At 62.6% G+C, this 15671-nt stretch carries 15 protein-coding genes; 9 read left to right on the top strand and 6 right to left on the bottom strand.

Features of this window, described 5'->3' with window-relative positions; genetic code table 11:
• Positions 1–2: 2 nt before the first annotated feature.
• Positions 3–464, bottom strand: coding sequence for a (2Fe-2S)-binding protein (locus tag EOC94_RS01730; RefSeq protein WP_095487340.1), 462 nt, complete (start codon positions 462–464; stop codon positions 3–5).
• Between the two features lie 117 nt (positions 465–581).
• Between EOC94_RS01730 and EOC94_RS01725 the strand changes: the two genes are divergently transcribed.
• Positions 582–1181: a TetR/AcrR family transcriptional regulator gene (locus EOC94_RS01725; RefSeq protein ID WP_095487342.1), complete on the top strand. Its 600-nt coding sequence runs from the start codon at positions 582–584 to the stop codon at positions 1179–1181.
• 14 nt (positions 1182–1195) lie between these two features.
• Here EOC94_RS01725 and EOC94_RS01720 read toward each other — a convergent pair whose 3' ends face one another.
• From EOC94_RS01720 to EOC94_RS01710, 3 genes are all read right to left on the bottom strand, one after another.
• Entirely contained in the window at positions 1196–2326 is a 1131-nt protein-coding gene (locus EOC94_RS01720) for a patatin-like phospholipase family protein (protein WP_127288401.1), read from the bottom strand.
• A 47-nt stretch (positions 2327–2373) separates the two neighbouring features.
• Positions 2374–3156 carry a 3-hydroxybutyrate dehydrogenase gene (locus EOC94_RS01715; RefSeq protein WP_095487344.1) on the bottom strand — a complete coding sequence of 261 codons (783 nt, stop codon included), beginning with the start codon at positions 3154–3156 and terminating at the stop codon, positions 2374–2376.
• Between the two features lie 202 nt (positions 3157–3358).
• Positions 3359–4015 carry a TetR/AcrR family transcriptional regulator gene (locus EOC94_RS01710; protein WP_095487346.1) on the bottom strand — a complete coding sequence of 219 codons (657 nt, stop codon included), beginning with the start codon at positions 4013–4015 and terminating at the stop codon, positions 3359–3361.
• Between the two features lie 100 nt (positions 4016–4115).
• Here EOC94_RS01710 and EOC94_RS01705 point away from each other — a divergent pair, with 100 nt between their 5' ends.
• Entirely contained in the window at positions 4116–4559 is a 444-nt protein-coding gene (locus EOC94_RS01705) for a hypothetical protein (RefSeq protein WP_127205831.1), read from the top strand.
• Between the two features lie 94 nt (positions 4560–4653).
• On the opposite strand, the gene phaR is transcribed toward EOC94_RS01705, so the two are convergent.
• A complete protein-coding gene (gene phaR, locus EOC94_RS01700) occupies positions 4654–5265 on the bottom strand; it encodes a polyhydroxyalkanoate synthesis repressor PhaR (protein WP_127288400.1) in 612 nt (203 codons plus the stop codon).
• Between the two features lie 298 nt (positions 5266–5563).
• Here phaR and EOC94_RS01695 point away from each other — a divergent pair, with 298 nt between their 5' ends.
• Both EOC94_RS01695 and phbB read left to right on the top strand, forming a co-directional pair.
• Positions 5564–6748 (top strand): acetyl-CoA C-acetyltransferase, encoded by a 1185-nt coding sequence (locus EOC94_RS01695; protein WP_095487352.1) that lies wholly within the window; start codon positions 5564–5566, stop codon positions 6746–6748.
• A gap of 204 nt (positions 6749–6952) precedes the next feature.
• Positions 6953–7678: an acetoacetyl-CoA reductase gene (gene phbB, locus EOC94_RS01690; protein ID WP_095487354.1), complete on the top strand. Its 726-nt coding sequence runs from the start codon at positions 6953–6955 to the stop codon at positions 7676–7678.
• 99 nt (positions 7679–7777) lie between these two features.
• Here the strand turns inward: phbB and EOC94_RS01685 are convergent, their stop codons facing one another.
• The gene (locus tag EOC94_RS01685; RefSeq protein ID WP_245329982.1) at positions 7778–9025 is read right to left on the bottom strand and encodes an NAD(P)/FAD-dependent oxidoreductase; all 1248 of its coding nucleotides are present in this window, start codon (positions 9023–9025) and stop codon (positions 7778–7780) included.
• A gap of 82 nt (positions 9026–9107) precedes the next feature.
• Between EOC94_RS01685 and EOC94_RS01680 the strand changes: the two genes are divergently transcribed.
• From EOC94_RS01680 to EOC94_RS01660, 5 genes are all read left to right on the top strand, one after another.
• A complete protein-coding gene (locus EOC94_RS01680) occupies positions 9108–9692 on the top strand; it encodes a TetR family transcriptional regulator (protein WP_127288399.1) in 585 nt (194 codons plus the stop codon).
• Between the two features lie 685 nt (positions 9693–10377).
• Positions 10378–13791: a helicase-related protein gene (locus EOC94_RS01675; protein WP_095487358.1), complete on the top strand. Its 3414-nt coding sequence runs from the start codon at positions 10378–10380 to the stop codon at positions 13789–13791.
• Positions 13792–13806: 15 nt separating this feature from the next.
• Complete coding sequence (locus tag EOC94_RS01670; RefSeq protein WP_095487360.1) at positions 13807–14193, top strand: RNA-binding S4 domain-containing protein; 387 nt, start codon at positions 13807–13809, stop codon at positions 14191–14193.
• 149 nt (positions 14194–14342) lie between these two features.
• The gene (gene fdxA / locus EOC94_RS01665) at positions 14343–14681 is read left to right on the top strand and encodes a ferredoxin FdxA (protein WP_095487362.1); all 339 of its coding nucleotides are present in this window, start codon (positions 14343–14345) and stop codon (positions 14679–14681) included.
• 366 nt (positions 14682–15047) lie between these two features.
• A complete protein-coding gene (locus tag EOC94_RS01660) occupies positions 15048–15629 on the top strand; it encodes a CarD family transcriptional regulator (protein ID WP_027152934.1) in 582 nt (193 codons plus the stop codon).
• The last annotated feature ends 42 nt before the right edge of the window (positions 15630–15671 follow it).

Raw genomic sequence — 15671 nt, 5'->3', positions numbered from 1 at the left:
GGTCAGATCCCCGCCGTCTTGAGGACGACCGCTCGTCTGATCGCCGCGCGGATCTTCGGGTAGGTGCCGCAGCGGCAGAGATTGCCGCCCATGGCATTGTCGATGTCGGCATCGGTCGGGTCGGCAACCTCGTCGAGCAGCGCCACCGCGCTCATGATCTGGCCGGCCTGGCAGTAGCCGCACTGAGCGACCTGCTCTTCCAGCCATGCCTGCTGTACCGGATGCAGTCTGCCTTCGGTGCCGATGCCTTCGATCGTGATGACCGCGCCGGTGACCTCACCGACCGGCAATGAACAGGAGCGCACGGGCTGGCCGTCGACATGCACCGTGCAGGCGCCGCAGGCGGCAATGCCGCAGCCGAACTTCGGCCCGGTCTTGCCCATGAGATCCCGCAGCGCCCACAGCAGCGGCATTTCGGGATCGGCATTGATATCGAATGCCTGCCCGTCGACGGTGAGGCGCATGGGGATACCCTTCGTTGTCGTCCACAGCCCAAGGGAGAAGCGCTCGCTTCGTCCCTCAAACATCTTGACAAATTTCGTTATTTTGTCAACAGAGCTTTTGCAGGATAAAGTTGCACCATGATCGAGATCGAAGACATCGCCGACATAGACCCCAAACGCGCCCGTATCCTCGACGGCGCGATGAAGGTGTTTTTGGCCTATGGTTTCGCCCGCACCACCATGGACGACATTGCGCGGGCCGCCGACATGTCGCGGCCGGCGCTCTATCTCCAATTCAAGAACAAGACCGACATCTACCGCGCCATCGCCATGATGCTGCTTGGCCGTTCGATCGAGCAGGCGAAAGCGGCGCTTGCCGGCGACGGCGCCTTCGCCGAGCGCATGACGCGGGCCATCGACGAAGCGCTGATCTCGATGATGCGCACCGTCCACGCCTCGCCGCACGGCGCTGAACTCCTCGACATGAAATCGAGCGTGGCCGATCTGGTCGGATGCTGGCGCGGCGGCCTTGTCGAGCATGTCGCAACCGCAATCGAGGACGAGGCCGTCGAAAATGGCGTCGATCTCACCGCCAAGGGCCTGTCGGCAAAATTGCTGGCCGACATGCTGCTCGACGGGCTGGAAGGCATGAAGACGCGCATCAGCGATCCTGACGAACAGCGGCAAGCGGCGGCCGCACTGATCAGGGTGATCGATCTAGCCTTGAAAAAAGGCTGACGTCTCCAAATGCCTCAGGCTTGGCGGCGCGCCGCCTCCGGCTTCTTGCGTGCCGCGAGGAACTCCTTGACCCGCCGGCCCGGTGCCGGACCACGCACCGGCTTGAAGCCGTCGTCGAGCTCGCCTGAGAGATCAAGCGTCGGCCGCTTGCCGACGGCGTCGTAATTCTCCTCCAGCCAGTCGCTGGCGGCGGTGCGGCCAAGGTCGCGCAGATAGGTCAGGAACGCCCATTCGGCATTGACCTTGGACGACGCCGACAGGTCCTTGAACGCCTCGTCGGCATCGATCCGGTGCATGCGGATGTCGCGGTATTCGCCATGCGGCAGCCGGCCGGCGGCGATCAGTTCCTTGACGAAGGCGATCGAACGGAATTCACGCAGCAGCCCGGCATTGAAGGTAATCTCGTCGATGCGGTTCTGAATTTCGTTGGCGCTCTTCGGCGTCCCCTCGCGGACCACCGGATTGATCTGCACCAACAGCACATCCTCGGTGGCAGCCGTCTTGAAGAACGGGAACAGCGCCGGATTGCCGCCATAGCCGCCGTCCCAGTAGGGCACGCCCTTGATCTCGACGGCGCGGAACAGCTGCGGCAGGCAGGCCGACGCCATCACCGTGTCGAGGTCGATCTCGCCATCGGAAAAGACGCGCAACTGCCCTGTCTCGACATTGGTCGCGGAGATGAACAACTCCATCGACTTGCAGGCGCGCACATTGCCGAAATCGATCTCCTGCTCGATCACGTCGCGCAGCGGGTTGAGGCCGAGCGGGTTGGCGACATAGGGCGAGAACACCCGCGACATGGTGTCGAAAAAGAGATAGCCGGGCGTATTCTCGATCGACCAGTTGCCCCAGGCCACGTCCCACGGCATGCGTTGCACCGGGCTGAACCGCCCCTTCAGCGCCACTGCGCGCCAGAAATCGTCGAGTTTCCGCCGCGCGCCCTCGACGCCGCCGCGGACGAAGCCGTCGGCCAGCGCCACCGCGTTCATGGCGCCGGCGCTGGTGCCCGAAACCGCCGCGATGTCGAGCCGTCCGTCCTCAAGCAGCCGGTCGAGCACGCCCCAGGAAAAGGCGCCGTGCGAGCCGCCGCCCTGCAGCGCGACGTTGATCTTCTTAGGCTCCTCCGCCTTGCCGTTTGTCGTCATGGCGTTGCCCTTGATTTGTCGGCCAGATGTGTTTTGCGCGCCCAAATTCACTGGGCGGTCCAGCCGCCGTCGACCGAAATATGCGTGCCGTTGATCTGCGCTGCCGCATCCGAGCACAGGAACACCGCGGCAGCGGCAACCTGCTCGACCGTGACGAATTCCTTGGTCGGCTGCTTTTCGAGCATGACCTCGCGGACCACCGTGTCGCGGTCCATCTTGTTCGCCTTCATCTGGTCGGGGATCTGCGCCTCGACCAGCGGCGTCAGCACATAGCCGGGGCAGATGGCGTTGCAGGTGATCTTGTCGCGCGCCAGCTCCAAAGCGACGGTCTTGGTCAGCCCCATGATGCCGTGCTTGGCCGCGACATAGGCCGACTTGAACGGCGAGGCGACCAGCCCGTGGGCCGAGGCGATGTTGACGATCCTGCCGCCGCCGGCTTCTCTCATCAGCGGGATGGCGGCGGCGATGGTGTGGAAGGCCGACGACAAATTGATGGCGATGATGGCATCCCACTTCTCGATCGGAAATTCTTCCACCGGCGCGACATGCTGGATGCCGGCATTGTTGACCAGTATGTCGACCGAACCGAAGGTTTCGGCTGCCTTCGCAACCAGCGCCCGGCATTCGGCCGGTTTCGACATGTCTGCCTTGATATAGGCGGCCTTCACCTTGTGATGTTTGGCGATCGCATCGGTGATGGCCCGGTCGTCGGCCGTGTCGGAAAAGGAATTGACGACGACGTTGTAGCCTTCCGCCGCGAGCGCATGGGCGATGGCCAGACCGATGCCCGAGGTAGACCCGGTGACGATGGCGGTTTTTCTGCTGGGCAAGGCGGAATCCTTCGGTAGGTGCTAACGGAAGCATATTGCAGTGCAGCATATATGTCTCGTGCCGCGCAAGAACAGCGGCACGGATCGGCGACGACATGAAATTTTTGTCATGAAGAGGCCGGCCTCAGTCGAAGTTGTGCGCCTGACAGGCCCTGTGAAAACAGTTTCGTCAGCGATCCCGGGGAGCCTCTTTGGGGTGTTCCTAAGACCGCGTTTTGGAAATGGTCATCTGGCTCATGAAAAGACGCAGGGCCCTCCGCACGGCGAGGGACGGCTGCTCCGACGGATGCCACTCCGGAAAATGGCCATCAATCGCCATGCGCGCCAACCCATAGACAAAGGCACGTGCGGCAAGCACCAGATGATCGAAGTCGGTGTCCGGGGAAAGCCGACCCTTTTTTTGCGCCTGGGTCAGCAGGTCGATCATCTTCCGGCGAATGGCTTCATTCTGATCACGAAGATTGTCCGACGCGTCGAAATCAATCAGCGTTCGAGAACTGATGATCTGGAAATGCGTGGGATTGCTGATCGCCCATTCCAGATAGCCTTGTCCGATTGCTTCGAAGGCCGCAATGGGATCTGCACTGTCGGCTTTTGACTGCGCATCGGCAACGGCCTCGGTCAGCCGGCTCATGGCCTGTTCGGCGACTGCGGTCAGCAGTGCTGTTTTCGACCGAAAATGCCGGAATGGAGCGCCGGGCGAAACGCCGGCACGCTTTGCGGCCTCGCGCACAGACACATGCTCCGCGCCGCGCTCTTCGATGATCTCCACGGTTGCAGCGATCAAAGCCTCGACCAGATTGCCATGATGATAGCGCTTGGGGTTGGCGGCTTCGCCGGAATCCGTGGTGCTGGTCATGCCTTTCCAATAGCACAAGGCCAAAATGTAATCACTGATTATTTTCTTGCTCCGGAGCGATTCATATGTAATCGGTGATTACACAACAACGGAGGTTACCATGCATCGCATCATCGCAACGACTGCCCTCGCTTTCTCCTTATTGCTCGGGTCTGCCCAGGCCGAAGATCGGCCTACCCTGGAAATTGTTTGGCCGGCCGCCGGTTCGGTCATCGAGCTCGGCAATGATGCGGAAAAGGCGATAGGCGTCATCGTCAGGAGCAACCTCACGCTGCTTCCTGCAGGCAAATGCGGCGACAACAGCCAATGCGGCCACGTGCATATGAAGATCGATCCCGACGGAGACAGTTGCAACATCCCCGGCAGGCCATACAACAGCATGAATAGCGACCTTGGCGGCGATCTTATCAAGGCTCGTTTCGGCCATTGCCCGGATGCCGCCGGCAAGCACGTGATCGGCATCCTGCTTGCCGATGATCATCACAAGCCCGTCCTTGTGGACGGCAAACCCGTTACCGCCCTGGTGACCGTGACGACGAAATAGCGTGGGCCGGATGGCATCTCTGCCTCATTCGAGGCGGAGATGTTCTGACAAGGCTGCAGAGGATGGTTTCGGCCGGACCTTGTCCGGCCAGTGATCACGACATGGTGTCGAGCTTGCGCTGCATGGCGGCGATCTGTTCCTTCAACTCCTGAAGGTCATCGGGTTTTTCCGACCCTTCTTTCCTGGCCGGCTCTGCCGGCGGCGCAGACGAACCATTCGAGCCTGCGGGTGGGAAGGGCGTGAACAGGCGCATGGCATTCTGGAACATCTCCATGTTGCGGCGCGTCTGCTCTTCCAGCGCCTTGATCGGCGTGGCGATCTTCATCATGTCCAGCGGCGACTTGCCCAAGGCACCCTTCATCTGCTCGCGGAAGCGTTCTTGCTCCTTTGAGAAGGCGATCATCGACTGCTCGAGGAAGCTCGGCACGATCATCTGTATCTGGTCGCCGTAAAAGGCGATCAACTGGCGCAGGAACGGGATCGGCAGCATGTTCTGCCCATCCTTGTTCTCCAGCTCGAAGATGATCTGGGTCAGCACAGGATGGGTAATGTCGTCGCCGGTTTTGGCGTCCTGGACGGTGAACTCCTCGCCCTTCTTGACCATGTCGGCAAGATCCTCGAGCGTCACATAAGTGCTGGTGCCGGTGTTGTAGAGGCGGCGATTGGCATATTTCTTGATGATAATCGGTTCGTCTTTCGCGGCCATCAGTATCCTCCCGGGACACCGGCGCACTTGAGTAAGCGGCCGGTAACGATTGCGCTTTTCAAGGATATGCGCAAAAGCGTCACAATTCCAAGTGGTTTGTGCAGTGCGGGATCGATTAATGCTGCACGGCAGCCTAAATATGCTGCGCGGCAACGGGCGGGCTGTTTCCATGGCGACGCGCAACCTGCTTGCCGCGCATGGGCGGCATGCCCATTTCCGGTTTGACTTGGGTCACGGAAAGGGCAAGAAAAGTCCCTAACCGCGCCTCAAATTCGACCCCTGAAGTCTGGAGAAGAACATGCCCGCTTCCAATGCCATTGTCGTCGCCAGTGCGGCGCGCACGCCCGTCGGTTCCTTCAACGGCGCCTTTGCCAACACACCGGCCCATGAACTGGGCGCCGTCGCCGTCAAGGAAGCGCTCGCCCGTGCCGGCGTCGACGGCAAGGAGGTCGATGAGGTGATCCTCGGCCAGATCCTGACCGCGGCTCAAGGCCAAAACCCGGCACGGCAGGCGGCGATGGCGGCCGGCGTGCCGCAGGAAGCGACCGCCTGGGGCCTCAATCAGCTCTGCGGCTCGGGCCTGCGCGCCATCGCGCTTGGCATGCAGCAGATCGCTATAGGAGATGCAAAAATCATCGTCGCCGGCGGTCAGGAATCGATGTCGATGGCGCCGCATGCGCAGCACCTGCGCAGCGGCGTCAAGATGGGCGACTTCAAGCTGATCGACACCATGATCAAGGACGGCCTGACCGATGCCTTCTACGGCTACCACATGGGCAATACGGCGGAGAACGTTGCCCGGCAGTTCCAGATTACCCGCGACGACCAGGACACATTCGCCGTCGGCTCGCAGAACAAGGCCGAGGCCGCCCAGAAGGCCGGAAAATTCAAGGACGAGATCGTTGCCTTCACCGTCAAGGGCAAGAAGGGCGACACCATTGTCGACCAGGACGAATACATCCGCCACGGCGCCACGATCGAGGCGATGATCAAGCTCAAGCCCGCCTTCGACAAGGAAGGCACCGTGACCGCAGCCAATGCTTCCGGCATCAACGATGGCGCCGCTGCCGTGGTGCTGATGACCGAAGCCGAAGCCGCAAAACGCGGCATCACGCCGCTTGTGCGCATCGTTTCCTGGGCGACCGCGGGCGTCGACCCGCAGATCATGGGCACCGGGCCTATCCCCGCCTCGCGCAAGGCGCTGGCCAAGGCCGGCTGGTCGGTCGGCGACCTCGACCTGGTCGAGGCCAACGAGGCCTTCGCCGCGCAGGCCTGCGCCGTCAACAAGGACATGGGCTGGGACCCGTCCATCGTCAACGTCAATGGCGGCGCCATCGCCATCGGCCATCCGGTCGGCGCCTCGGGGGCCCGCATCTTCAACACGCTGGTCTACGAGATGCGCCGCAGAAATGCCAGGAAAGGCCTCGCCACGCTGTGCATCGGCGGCGGCATGGGCGTTGCTATGTGCGTGGAAGCGCTGTGAAGACAGGCTACAGCGCCGCGCGTCCCTTGGGACGCGCACGCTGTAGCACTTTGAGCTTGCGCATAATCCTTTCCGAAAAATCGATTTCGATTTTCGGGGTTCATGCACCAGGCAAGCCGTGAAATAGTCGGTGGCGAACGGGGCTCAATCGCCGTTAGAGCGTTCCCCGCCTGCCACGCACGAATTAAGAAAGGGGAGGACAGCATGACAAAGGTAGCACTCGTCACCGGCGGGTCGCGCGGTATTGGCGCCGCGATTTCAATCGGACTGAAAAACGCCGGCTACAGGGTTGCCGCGAATTACGCCGGCAATGACGAAGCGGCGCAAAAATTCAACGCGATGACCGGCATCCCGGTCTACAAATGGTCGGTCGCCGACTACGATGCCTGCGCCGCCGGCATCAAGCAGATCGAGGCCGATCTCGGCCCGGTTTCCGTTCTGGTCAACAATGCCGGCATCACCCGCGACGCCATGTTCCACAAGATGACGCGCGAGCAGTGGAAAGAGGTCATCGATACCAACCTGTCGGGCGTCTTCAACATGACGCACCCGCTGTGGGGCGGCATGCGCGACCGCAAGTTCGGCCGCGTCATCACCATCTCCTCGATCAACGGCCAGAAGGGACAGGCCGGCCAGGTCAACTATTCGGCGTCGAAGGCCGGCGACATCGGCTTCACCAAGGCGCTCGCACAGGAAGGGGCGCGGGCCGGCATCACCGTCAATGTCATCTGCCCCGGCTACATCGCCACCGAGATGGTCAGGGCGATGGATGAAAAGGTGCTCAACGAGCGTGTCATTCCGCAGATCCCGGTCGGCCGCCTCGGCGAACCGGAAGAGATCGCACGCTGCGTCGTCTTCCTCGCTTCCGACGATGCCGGCTTCATCACCGGCTCGACCATATCAGCCAATGGCGGTCAGTATATCGCCTGAGGCGTCGGCTCCTCGCCGATAATTGATCTGCCACTCCAGCGGCCGGTACGGGCAAGATCGACGCTGGCCCGGATAATCGCGGCTGTCAGGCGACAAACTTCAGCCCTGGTTCGGCTGCAGGCTTGGTCTGGGCGATCGGACCTGGCTCGCGCGAAGGTGTGCGGGCAGGCGGGCAAGCGGCGCCCGGCTGAGGCCTGACAGTTTCAAGGCGATGCGACGCTTCAGGAATGGGTTGAGGTTCAGCACGGAAAGCACGAGATTGCGGACGAACCGCTTCACCGGACTGCGGGTAAGTGCCATCTCGGTCATCGTGCCCGCCAATTCAAGCACCTCTTGGGCCGCAGGACGCCGCAGCGCTTCGTAGAGGTCGAGCTCCGCTTCCGGGCGCACGCCGTTCACCACGTCGCCAAGCAACTGACCAAGCACGACCGCGTCGATGATGCCGGTGTTCATGCCTTGCCCTCCCGCCGGGCTGTGCACGTGCGCGGCATCACCCATGAGGAACAACCGGTCCTTGCGGTACGAGCGGACCAGGCGGTGATGCACGCGAAAACGCGAACTCCACGACAGCTCGAGCACCCGGGTTCTGTTTTTGGTCGGTCCACGGCTGTCGAGCAGCGCCTGGATGTCGGCGACCTCGGGCTTTTCCGGCGCATCATCCATGGTTGCGACGACCCGGTATGATCCGTCCGGAAGCGGTGCCACCACCACCAGCCCGGCTGGTGCAAAGAACAGCGACACTTCGGTCGGCCCAACCGGCCAGTCGAGACGAACATCGGCGAGTACGAACGAAGCGTCATAGGCCGCGCCGTCGAACTCGATGCCGGTCGACTTACGCACCAGGCTGTGCATGCCGTCGGCACCAACGACATAGCGCGCCGATATCAGTTTCTCGAGGCCGTTCTCGACCACCGTCACGCGCGCGCCGTCAACGCCCTGAACGACCGCCTTGGCCTCGACCATGCGGTGAACCACGCCGCCAAGGGCGGCAATCCGTTCGGCGAACACCTGCTCGGTCAGGTTCTGAGGCAGCATCATCAAATAGGGATGCCTCGACGGAAGCTTGCCGAAATCGAGCTTGAGCAGCGCCCGATTGCGGTCGCGAATAGCGAAATTCTGCAGCTTCAGCGCAAGTTCGCTCAGCCGCTGCGTGACGCCGAGAGGCTCCAGCGATTCCAGCGTCTGGGCGTGGATGACGCCAGCCCGCGAGGTCTGAAGCCCCTGCGCCAGTCTGTCGATCAGAACATGATCGACACCGGCCTGGTGCAGCACGATGGACAGCGCCATGCCGGTCGGGCCGGCGCCAATGATCAGGACTTCTGTTGTATCTGTTGTATCGGGCAACATTTCTCTCTCCATTTGTCAACGATCGTTGACTTTCTAGTTGGACCTATTGCATTTGTCAACGGTCGTTGGCATATGAATTTTCATGACCGAGAATCAGCCGAAGAAACCCAGCAAGTCGGACCGCACGCGCGCCCAAATCCTTAAGGCCGCGAGGCTTCTGTTCGCCGAGCACGGCTACGACGGCGCCTCCATCCGCGACGTCGCCGCGCATGCCTCGATCGATCCGGCCATGGTGATCCGCTATTTCCGCAGCAAGGACGAGCTGTTCGCCAGGGCGGCGGTAATCGACTTGCAATTGCCGGCACTGCGGGTGCTCGACCGAAACGCCGTCGGCGAAACGTTGATCAGGCGTTTTCTCGAAATCTGGGAGAGCCCGGCCAGCGGTCCTGGCATGGCCATTCTGCTGCGTTCGGCGACGTCGAACGAATTCGCTGCCGAAAAGTTGCGCGACGTATTTGGCAACCAGGTGAGGCCGGTGGTCGCGGCGGTCGCCGACCCCGCCGACGCCGGCCGACGGGCGGGGCTCGTTTCGAGCCAGTTGCTGGGTTTGGCGATGTGCCGATACCTGCTGCGGCTTCCGCCCGTCGTCGCCCTGTCCCACGACGAGATCATCCAGAACATCGGCCCTACTTTGCAGCGCTATGTCGTGGGAGAGGACGTATCTTGAACCTGCCGTTCAGCGGGTGGCCGAGTCTGGTCCTGCAACGACTGCTGCCGACCGATTGCGGGAGGCCGATTTGTGCCGAAGCGGCACGCAAAGGTTAACGGCGGTCGCGCAGCCTGTGCAAACCCCTGTTCCCGCCTGTGGATTCTCGGTGGAAAACCTGTTCACAACACAACATGTTGGGGTGAACAAACGGGGAAACTTCCGCCAGCGCTGATTCGTCGCCGTTTCGTTCCGGCTTTGACCGGAAGGTTAACGACAAAGGCTGAAAACACCCCTCGAACCGTTAAGGCGCGTTAGGAAAGATCAATAATTTCATAATGTTGGGTGACGCCTGCCGGCCTGCGCCGATCGTTCACCGGCAAATGTTAACGACGACGTCCGCCCTGCATGAATCGGGCCAGTTCAGCGATTCAGCATGTGGTGAGACTCGCCGGCAAAAAACCCAGATATAGCCGTGAACAAAACCTGAATCAGCAAGAGTCAGCGATTCGTAGCTGATTCGTTCCAGACTCGTTCCAACTGTTAAATCAGGACCGGTTGACAACACCAGACGGGAGCCTTCGAGCTGCCGTTGGAACATTCCGCTTTCGCTTCGCGCCCGAAATCCCTATGTGTCGCTTGTCACACGCGCCACCATGGGGCGCGCTCCCGACAACGCGAGGCAGAGAGCCTTATTTCCAGGTCGATGAACATCCAGTCGAAACACACTGAGCCGCTGATCCTGTCGGGCCGCGACGTGACTGCCGTGCTCGGGCCGACCAATACCGGTAAGACCCATCTCGCCATCGAGCGCATGGTGGCGCATGAAAGCGGCATTATCGGCCTGCCGCTCAGGCTGCTCGCTCGCGAGGTTTATACACGCGTCTGCGAGAAGGTCGGCGCTCACAAGGTGGCGCTCATCACCGGCGAGGAGAAGATCCAGCCCGACGGCGCCAGATATTCGGTCTGCACGGTGGAAGCTATGCCGCGCCAGACCGACGCCGCCTTCGTCGCCATCGATGAGGTCCAGCTGGCCGGCGATCTCGAGCGCGGCCACATCTTCACCGACCGCATCCTGCATCTGCGCGGCCGTCAGGAGACGCTGCTGCTGGGCGCGGCCACCATGCACGGCATCCTCCAGCGTCTGCTGAAGGGCGTGTCGGTGGTGACTCGGCCACGGCTGTCGCATCTCGCCTATGCCGGCTCGAAGAAGCTGACCCGCCTGCCGCGGCGCACGGCGATCGTCGCCTTTTCCGCCGACGAGGTCTACGCCATCGCCGAACTGATCCGCCGCCAGCAGGGCGGTGCGGCCGTCGTGCTCGGCGCGCTATCGCCGCGCACTCGCAACGCGCAGGTGGCGCTGTTCCAGTCAGGTGATGTCGATTACCTGATCGCCACCGATGCGATCGGCATGGGCCTAAACCTCGATCTCGATCATGTCGCCTTCGCCCAGAACCGTAAATTCGATGGCTACCAGTATCGCAACCTGACGGCGGCCGAGCTCGGCCAGATCGCCGGCCGCGCTGGCCGGCACTTGCGCGACGGCACCTTCGGCGTCACCGGCCAGGTCGATCCGCTCGACGAAGATCTGGTCAAGAAGATCGAAGGGCATGAGTTCGACCCGGTGAAGGTGCTGCAATGGCGCACCGCGCATTTCGATTTCGCCAGCCTCGATGCGCTGAAGCGCTCCATCGAGACCAACGCACCGGTCGAAGGCCTGACCCGTGCGCTGCCGGCAGTGGATGCACAGGCGCTCGAGCATTTGTCCCGCGACGAGGACATCCGGGCGCTTGCCACCGACGCCAGGCGCGTGGCGCTGCTGTGGGAGGCCTGTGCCCTCCCCGACTACAGGAAGATCGCGCCGGCCCAGCATGCCGACCTGATCGCCTCGATCTACACGGACCTTGCCAGGCATGGCCATGTCGACGAGAATTACATGGCAGAGCAGGTCCGCCGTGCCGACACCACCGAGGGCGACATCGACACGCTGTCGCACCGGATTGCCCAGATCCGCACCTGGACTTTCGTCTCCAACCGGCCCGGCTGGCTGGCCGATCAGGCACACTGGCAGGAAAAGACGCGCGAAATCGAAGACAGATTGTCGGATGCGCTGCATGAGCGGTTGACGAAACGCTTCGTAGACCGCAGGACTTCCGTCCTCATGCGGCGCCTTAGAGAAAATACCATGCCTGAAGCCGAAATTAGCCCAACCGGAACCGTCCTCGTCGAAGGCCACCATGTCGGCGAGCTGCAGGGGTTCCGCTTCACCGCCGACCAGAGCGCCGGCGGCGAGGACGCCAAGGCGGTGCGCACGGCAGCCCAAAAGGCGCTTGCAGCCGAATTCGAGGCGCGGGCCGAGCGCTTCGGCGCCTCGGCCAACGGCGACATCGCGCTCGGCTCCGACGGCACGCTGCGCTGGATCGGCGCGCCGATCGGCACGCTGGTCGCAGGCGACGAGCCGCTGAAGCCGCGCCTTGTGCTGCTGGCCGACGAGCAGCTCACCGGTCCAGCCCGCGACAAGGTCGCGGCGCGCGCCGAGCGCTTCGTCAATTTTCAGATCGAGTCCTTGCTGAAGCCGCTGGTCGACCTCAAGAACGCCGAGCAGATCACCGGCATCGGCCGCGGCATCGCCTTCCAGCTCGTCGAGCATTTCGGCCTCATCAACCGCCGCGACATCGCCGAGGAGATGAAGTCGCTCGACCAGGAAGGCCGCGCCGCCCTTCGCCGGCTCGGCGTGCGCTTCGGCGCCTACCACGTCTTCGTGCCTGCGCTGATCAAGCCGGCCCCGGCCGGACTGGTGACGCTGTTATGGGCCCTGAGGAACGACGGCAAGGACAAGCCCGGCTTTGGCGACGTGGTTCACGCGCTGGCCTCCGGCCGCACCTCGGTGGTCATCGATCCCACCTTCGACAAGACCTTCTACAAGCTGGCCGGCTACCGCAATCTCGGCCGTCGCGCGGTGCGCGTCGACATCCTTGAACGGCTGGCCGATCTGATTCGGCCGGCAACCAACTGGAAGCCGGGCCTCGGTCAGCGGCCCGAGGGCGCCTATGACGGTCAGTCCTTCATGGTGACGCCGCCGATGATGTCGATCCTCGGCGCCACTGCCGACGACATGGAAGAGATTTTGAAAGGTCTCGGCTATCGCGCCGAGCCGAAGCCGGTGGCCGAGGTGAAGGCGCGGCTCGAGGCACAGGACAATGCCGCGCGTGAAGCCGCCGCGGCTAAGCAGGCGGCGCAAGAACAAGCCGAGCAGGCCAAGGCAGTGGAAGCCGCGATTGCGGACACAGCCGCCGAGGCGCCGGCCGAGAGTTCGGAATCGGAAGCGGCTACCGCGGCAGAGGCCACAGCCGAAGTTCCCGCGGAACCCGCAACCGAAGCGGAGCCTGTCGCGGAACCTCAGCTGGAAACTCCGGCTGAGGTCACGGAAGAGGAGCTGCCTGCAGCGGAAACCGCAGCTGAAGTGCCTGCGGTATCAGCGGCTCAGCCAGAGGCAGAACCCGAAGCCGCCGAGGTTGAGGTCGCACCGGCAGAGCCGGCTTCCGAAACCTCGCCTGCAACGGAAGCAGTTTCGGCCGAGCCTGCCGCGGCGGCGGAAGCCGCCACTGGCGAGGCTGTTCCAGAGGCCGAGGAACCAAAACCCATTCTGTTGTGGCGGCAGGGCCGCTTCGACCAGCGCCCGCGCCACCGCCACCATGACAACCGGCCCCGTGACAATTCACGGGACAATCGCCCGCGCAACGGGCAAGCCGCGCGCGACGGCCGTGGCGACGCGCCCGCAGATGCCACCGGCGGACAACCGGCCGGCGCTCCAGGCAGCCGGCCCACCCATGAAGGACGCCGCGACGGCGCCGGCAAGCCGCGCTTCGACCGCAGCAAATTCAAGCCCAAGCCCCAGGGCGAGGCGGGAGAGCGGCGCGACGGCAAGCCGCAGGGCGAGCGTTCCGATCGTCGCGAAAGCCGGCCTGACTGGAAGGGCGGCAGGCAGGACGGCAAGGGTGGCGCGCCAGGTGGAAAGCCCGCGTTCCAGCCTAAGCCTCGCGAGGAGCGTCCTGTGCGCTTCGACCCGGATTCTCCATTCGCCAAGCTCGCCGCGTTGCGCGACCAGCTGAAGAAGTAAGCCCCGCTCGCTCCGATGGTCACTGATGCCCGCCAGCGCATCGACAAATGGCTGTTCTTTTCGCGTGCGGTGAAATCGCGATCGCTTGCCGCGAAGCTGGTGGTGGCCGGACGCGTCCGCATCAATCGCGACAAAGCAGCGCAGGCCTCCGATATGGTTCGGGTCGGCGACGTCCTGACCATCACTCTTGAGCGACGCATCTTCATCTGGAAGGTGCTCGGCACGGGGAGCCGGCGCGGCCCGGCCGAGGAAGCGCGCCTGCTTTACGAGGATATGTCGCCACCGCCGGTGCCAAAAGGCGAGGCCGTTCCGGATGCGATTCCCGCGCTGCGCGATGCCGGCAGCGGCCGCCCGACCAAGAAGGAACGCCGGGATACCGACCGGTTGTTCGACGACGACTGACGCATAACAGGGCTTAGCCGCATCGCCCCTCTGGAATTCCATTCCGGAACATCGGTGTCGCGCGGCAATGGCTGCCCTTGCAAGCAGCGGGTAAAGGCGTTACCTGACCAAAAAAGCCCAACAAAAACGGGACGTCCCGGAGCCGACTGATGACCTATGTCGTGACCGACAATTGCATAAAATGCAAATACATGGACTGCATCGAGGTCTGTCCGGTCGACTGTTTCTACGAAGGCGAGAACATGCTCGTCATCCATCCCGACGAGTGCATCGACTGTGGCGTCTGCGAACCCGAATGCCCGGCCGACGCGATCAAGCCGGATACCGAGCCGGGTCTCGACAAATGGCTGCAGATCAACACCGAATATGCTGATAAATGGCCCAACATCACCGCCAAGAAGGAGCCGCCGGCCGACGCCAAATCCTTCGATGGCGAGGCCGGCAAGTTCGAGAAATATTTCTCCGCCGAGCCCGGCGAAGGCGACTGACAAGACCGCTGAGTCAGCCAGCATAACGCCGCGTAATAGGCACGGCACATTAACCGCCTTGACAGGCGGCGATGGCGCATGGCCTTCGCGCGTGCAGCAAAACCTTGATTCTTCCGACTTTTTGTGCTACATCAACCAAACATGCCGGTGACACAACGTCGATTTATGGCGCAAACGCCCCAAATCACTGAAAGGTGAATTTCTCAATCCGGACCAGAGTGATCTGGGGCAGGCGATCGCAATTATGCGGTTTGCCGGCCTCGGCTTTTCCGGTGGGTTCATCGTTGCGCGGCTAACGATCGGTTACCCGATCGCGCGAGTTCGGCCGGCAGAATGCCGGTACCACACCAAGGAGTTCATGGCGTAATGGCAACTATCACCCCGCAGAAGAAGTCCAGCGCAGCGCGTCACGGTTTTAAGACCGGCGAGTACATCGTCTATCCGGCGCATGGCGTCGGCCAGATCGTCTCGATCGACGAGCAGGAAGTTGCGGGCCACAAGCTGGAACTGTTCGTCATCGACTTCCAGAAGGACAAGATGCGCCTGAAGGTGCCGGTTGCGAAGGCGACCTCCATCGGCATGCGCAAGCTGTCGGAAGAAGATTATGTCGATCGCGCGCTGAAAGTTGTGCAGGGCCGCGCCCGCGTCAAGCGCACCATGTGGTCGCGCCGCGCCCAGGAATATGACGCGAAGATCAATTCCGGCGACCTGATCTCGATCTCGGAAGTGGTGCGCGACCTCTACCGCGCCGACAACCAGCCGGAGCAGTCCTATTCCGAGCGCCAGCTTTATGAGGCGGCACTCGACCGCATGGCGCGAGAGATCGCGGCCGTCAACCGCATGTCGGAAACCGAAGCGGTGCGCCTCATCGAGGTGAACCTCAACAAGGGTCCGAAGCGCGGCGCCAAGGCCGACAACGAAGAAGCCGAGCAGGAAGAAGCTGCCTGAGCGCTTTCGCCTTAGAATTCAGAAAAACCCGGCCTCGCGCCG

The organism is Mesorhizobium sp. M6A.T.Ce.TU.016.01.1.1, from assembly GCF_003997065.1.
GTDB lineage: Bacteria > Pseudomonadota > Alphaproteobacteria > Rhizobiales > Rhizobiaceae > Mesorhizobium > Mesorhizobium mediterraneum.
Note: the sequence above shows the minus strand (reverse complement) of the source record. Positions and strands in the feature narration are given on the sequence as shown.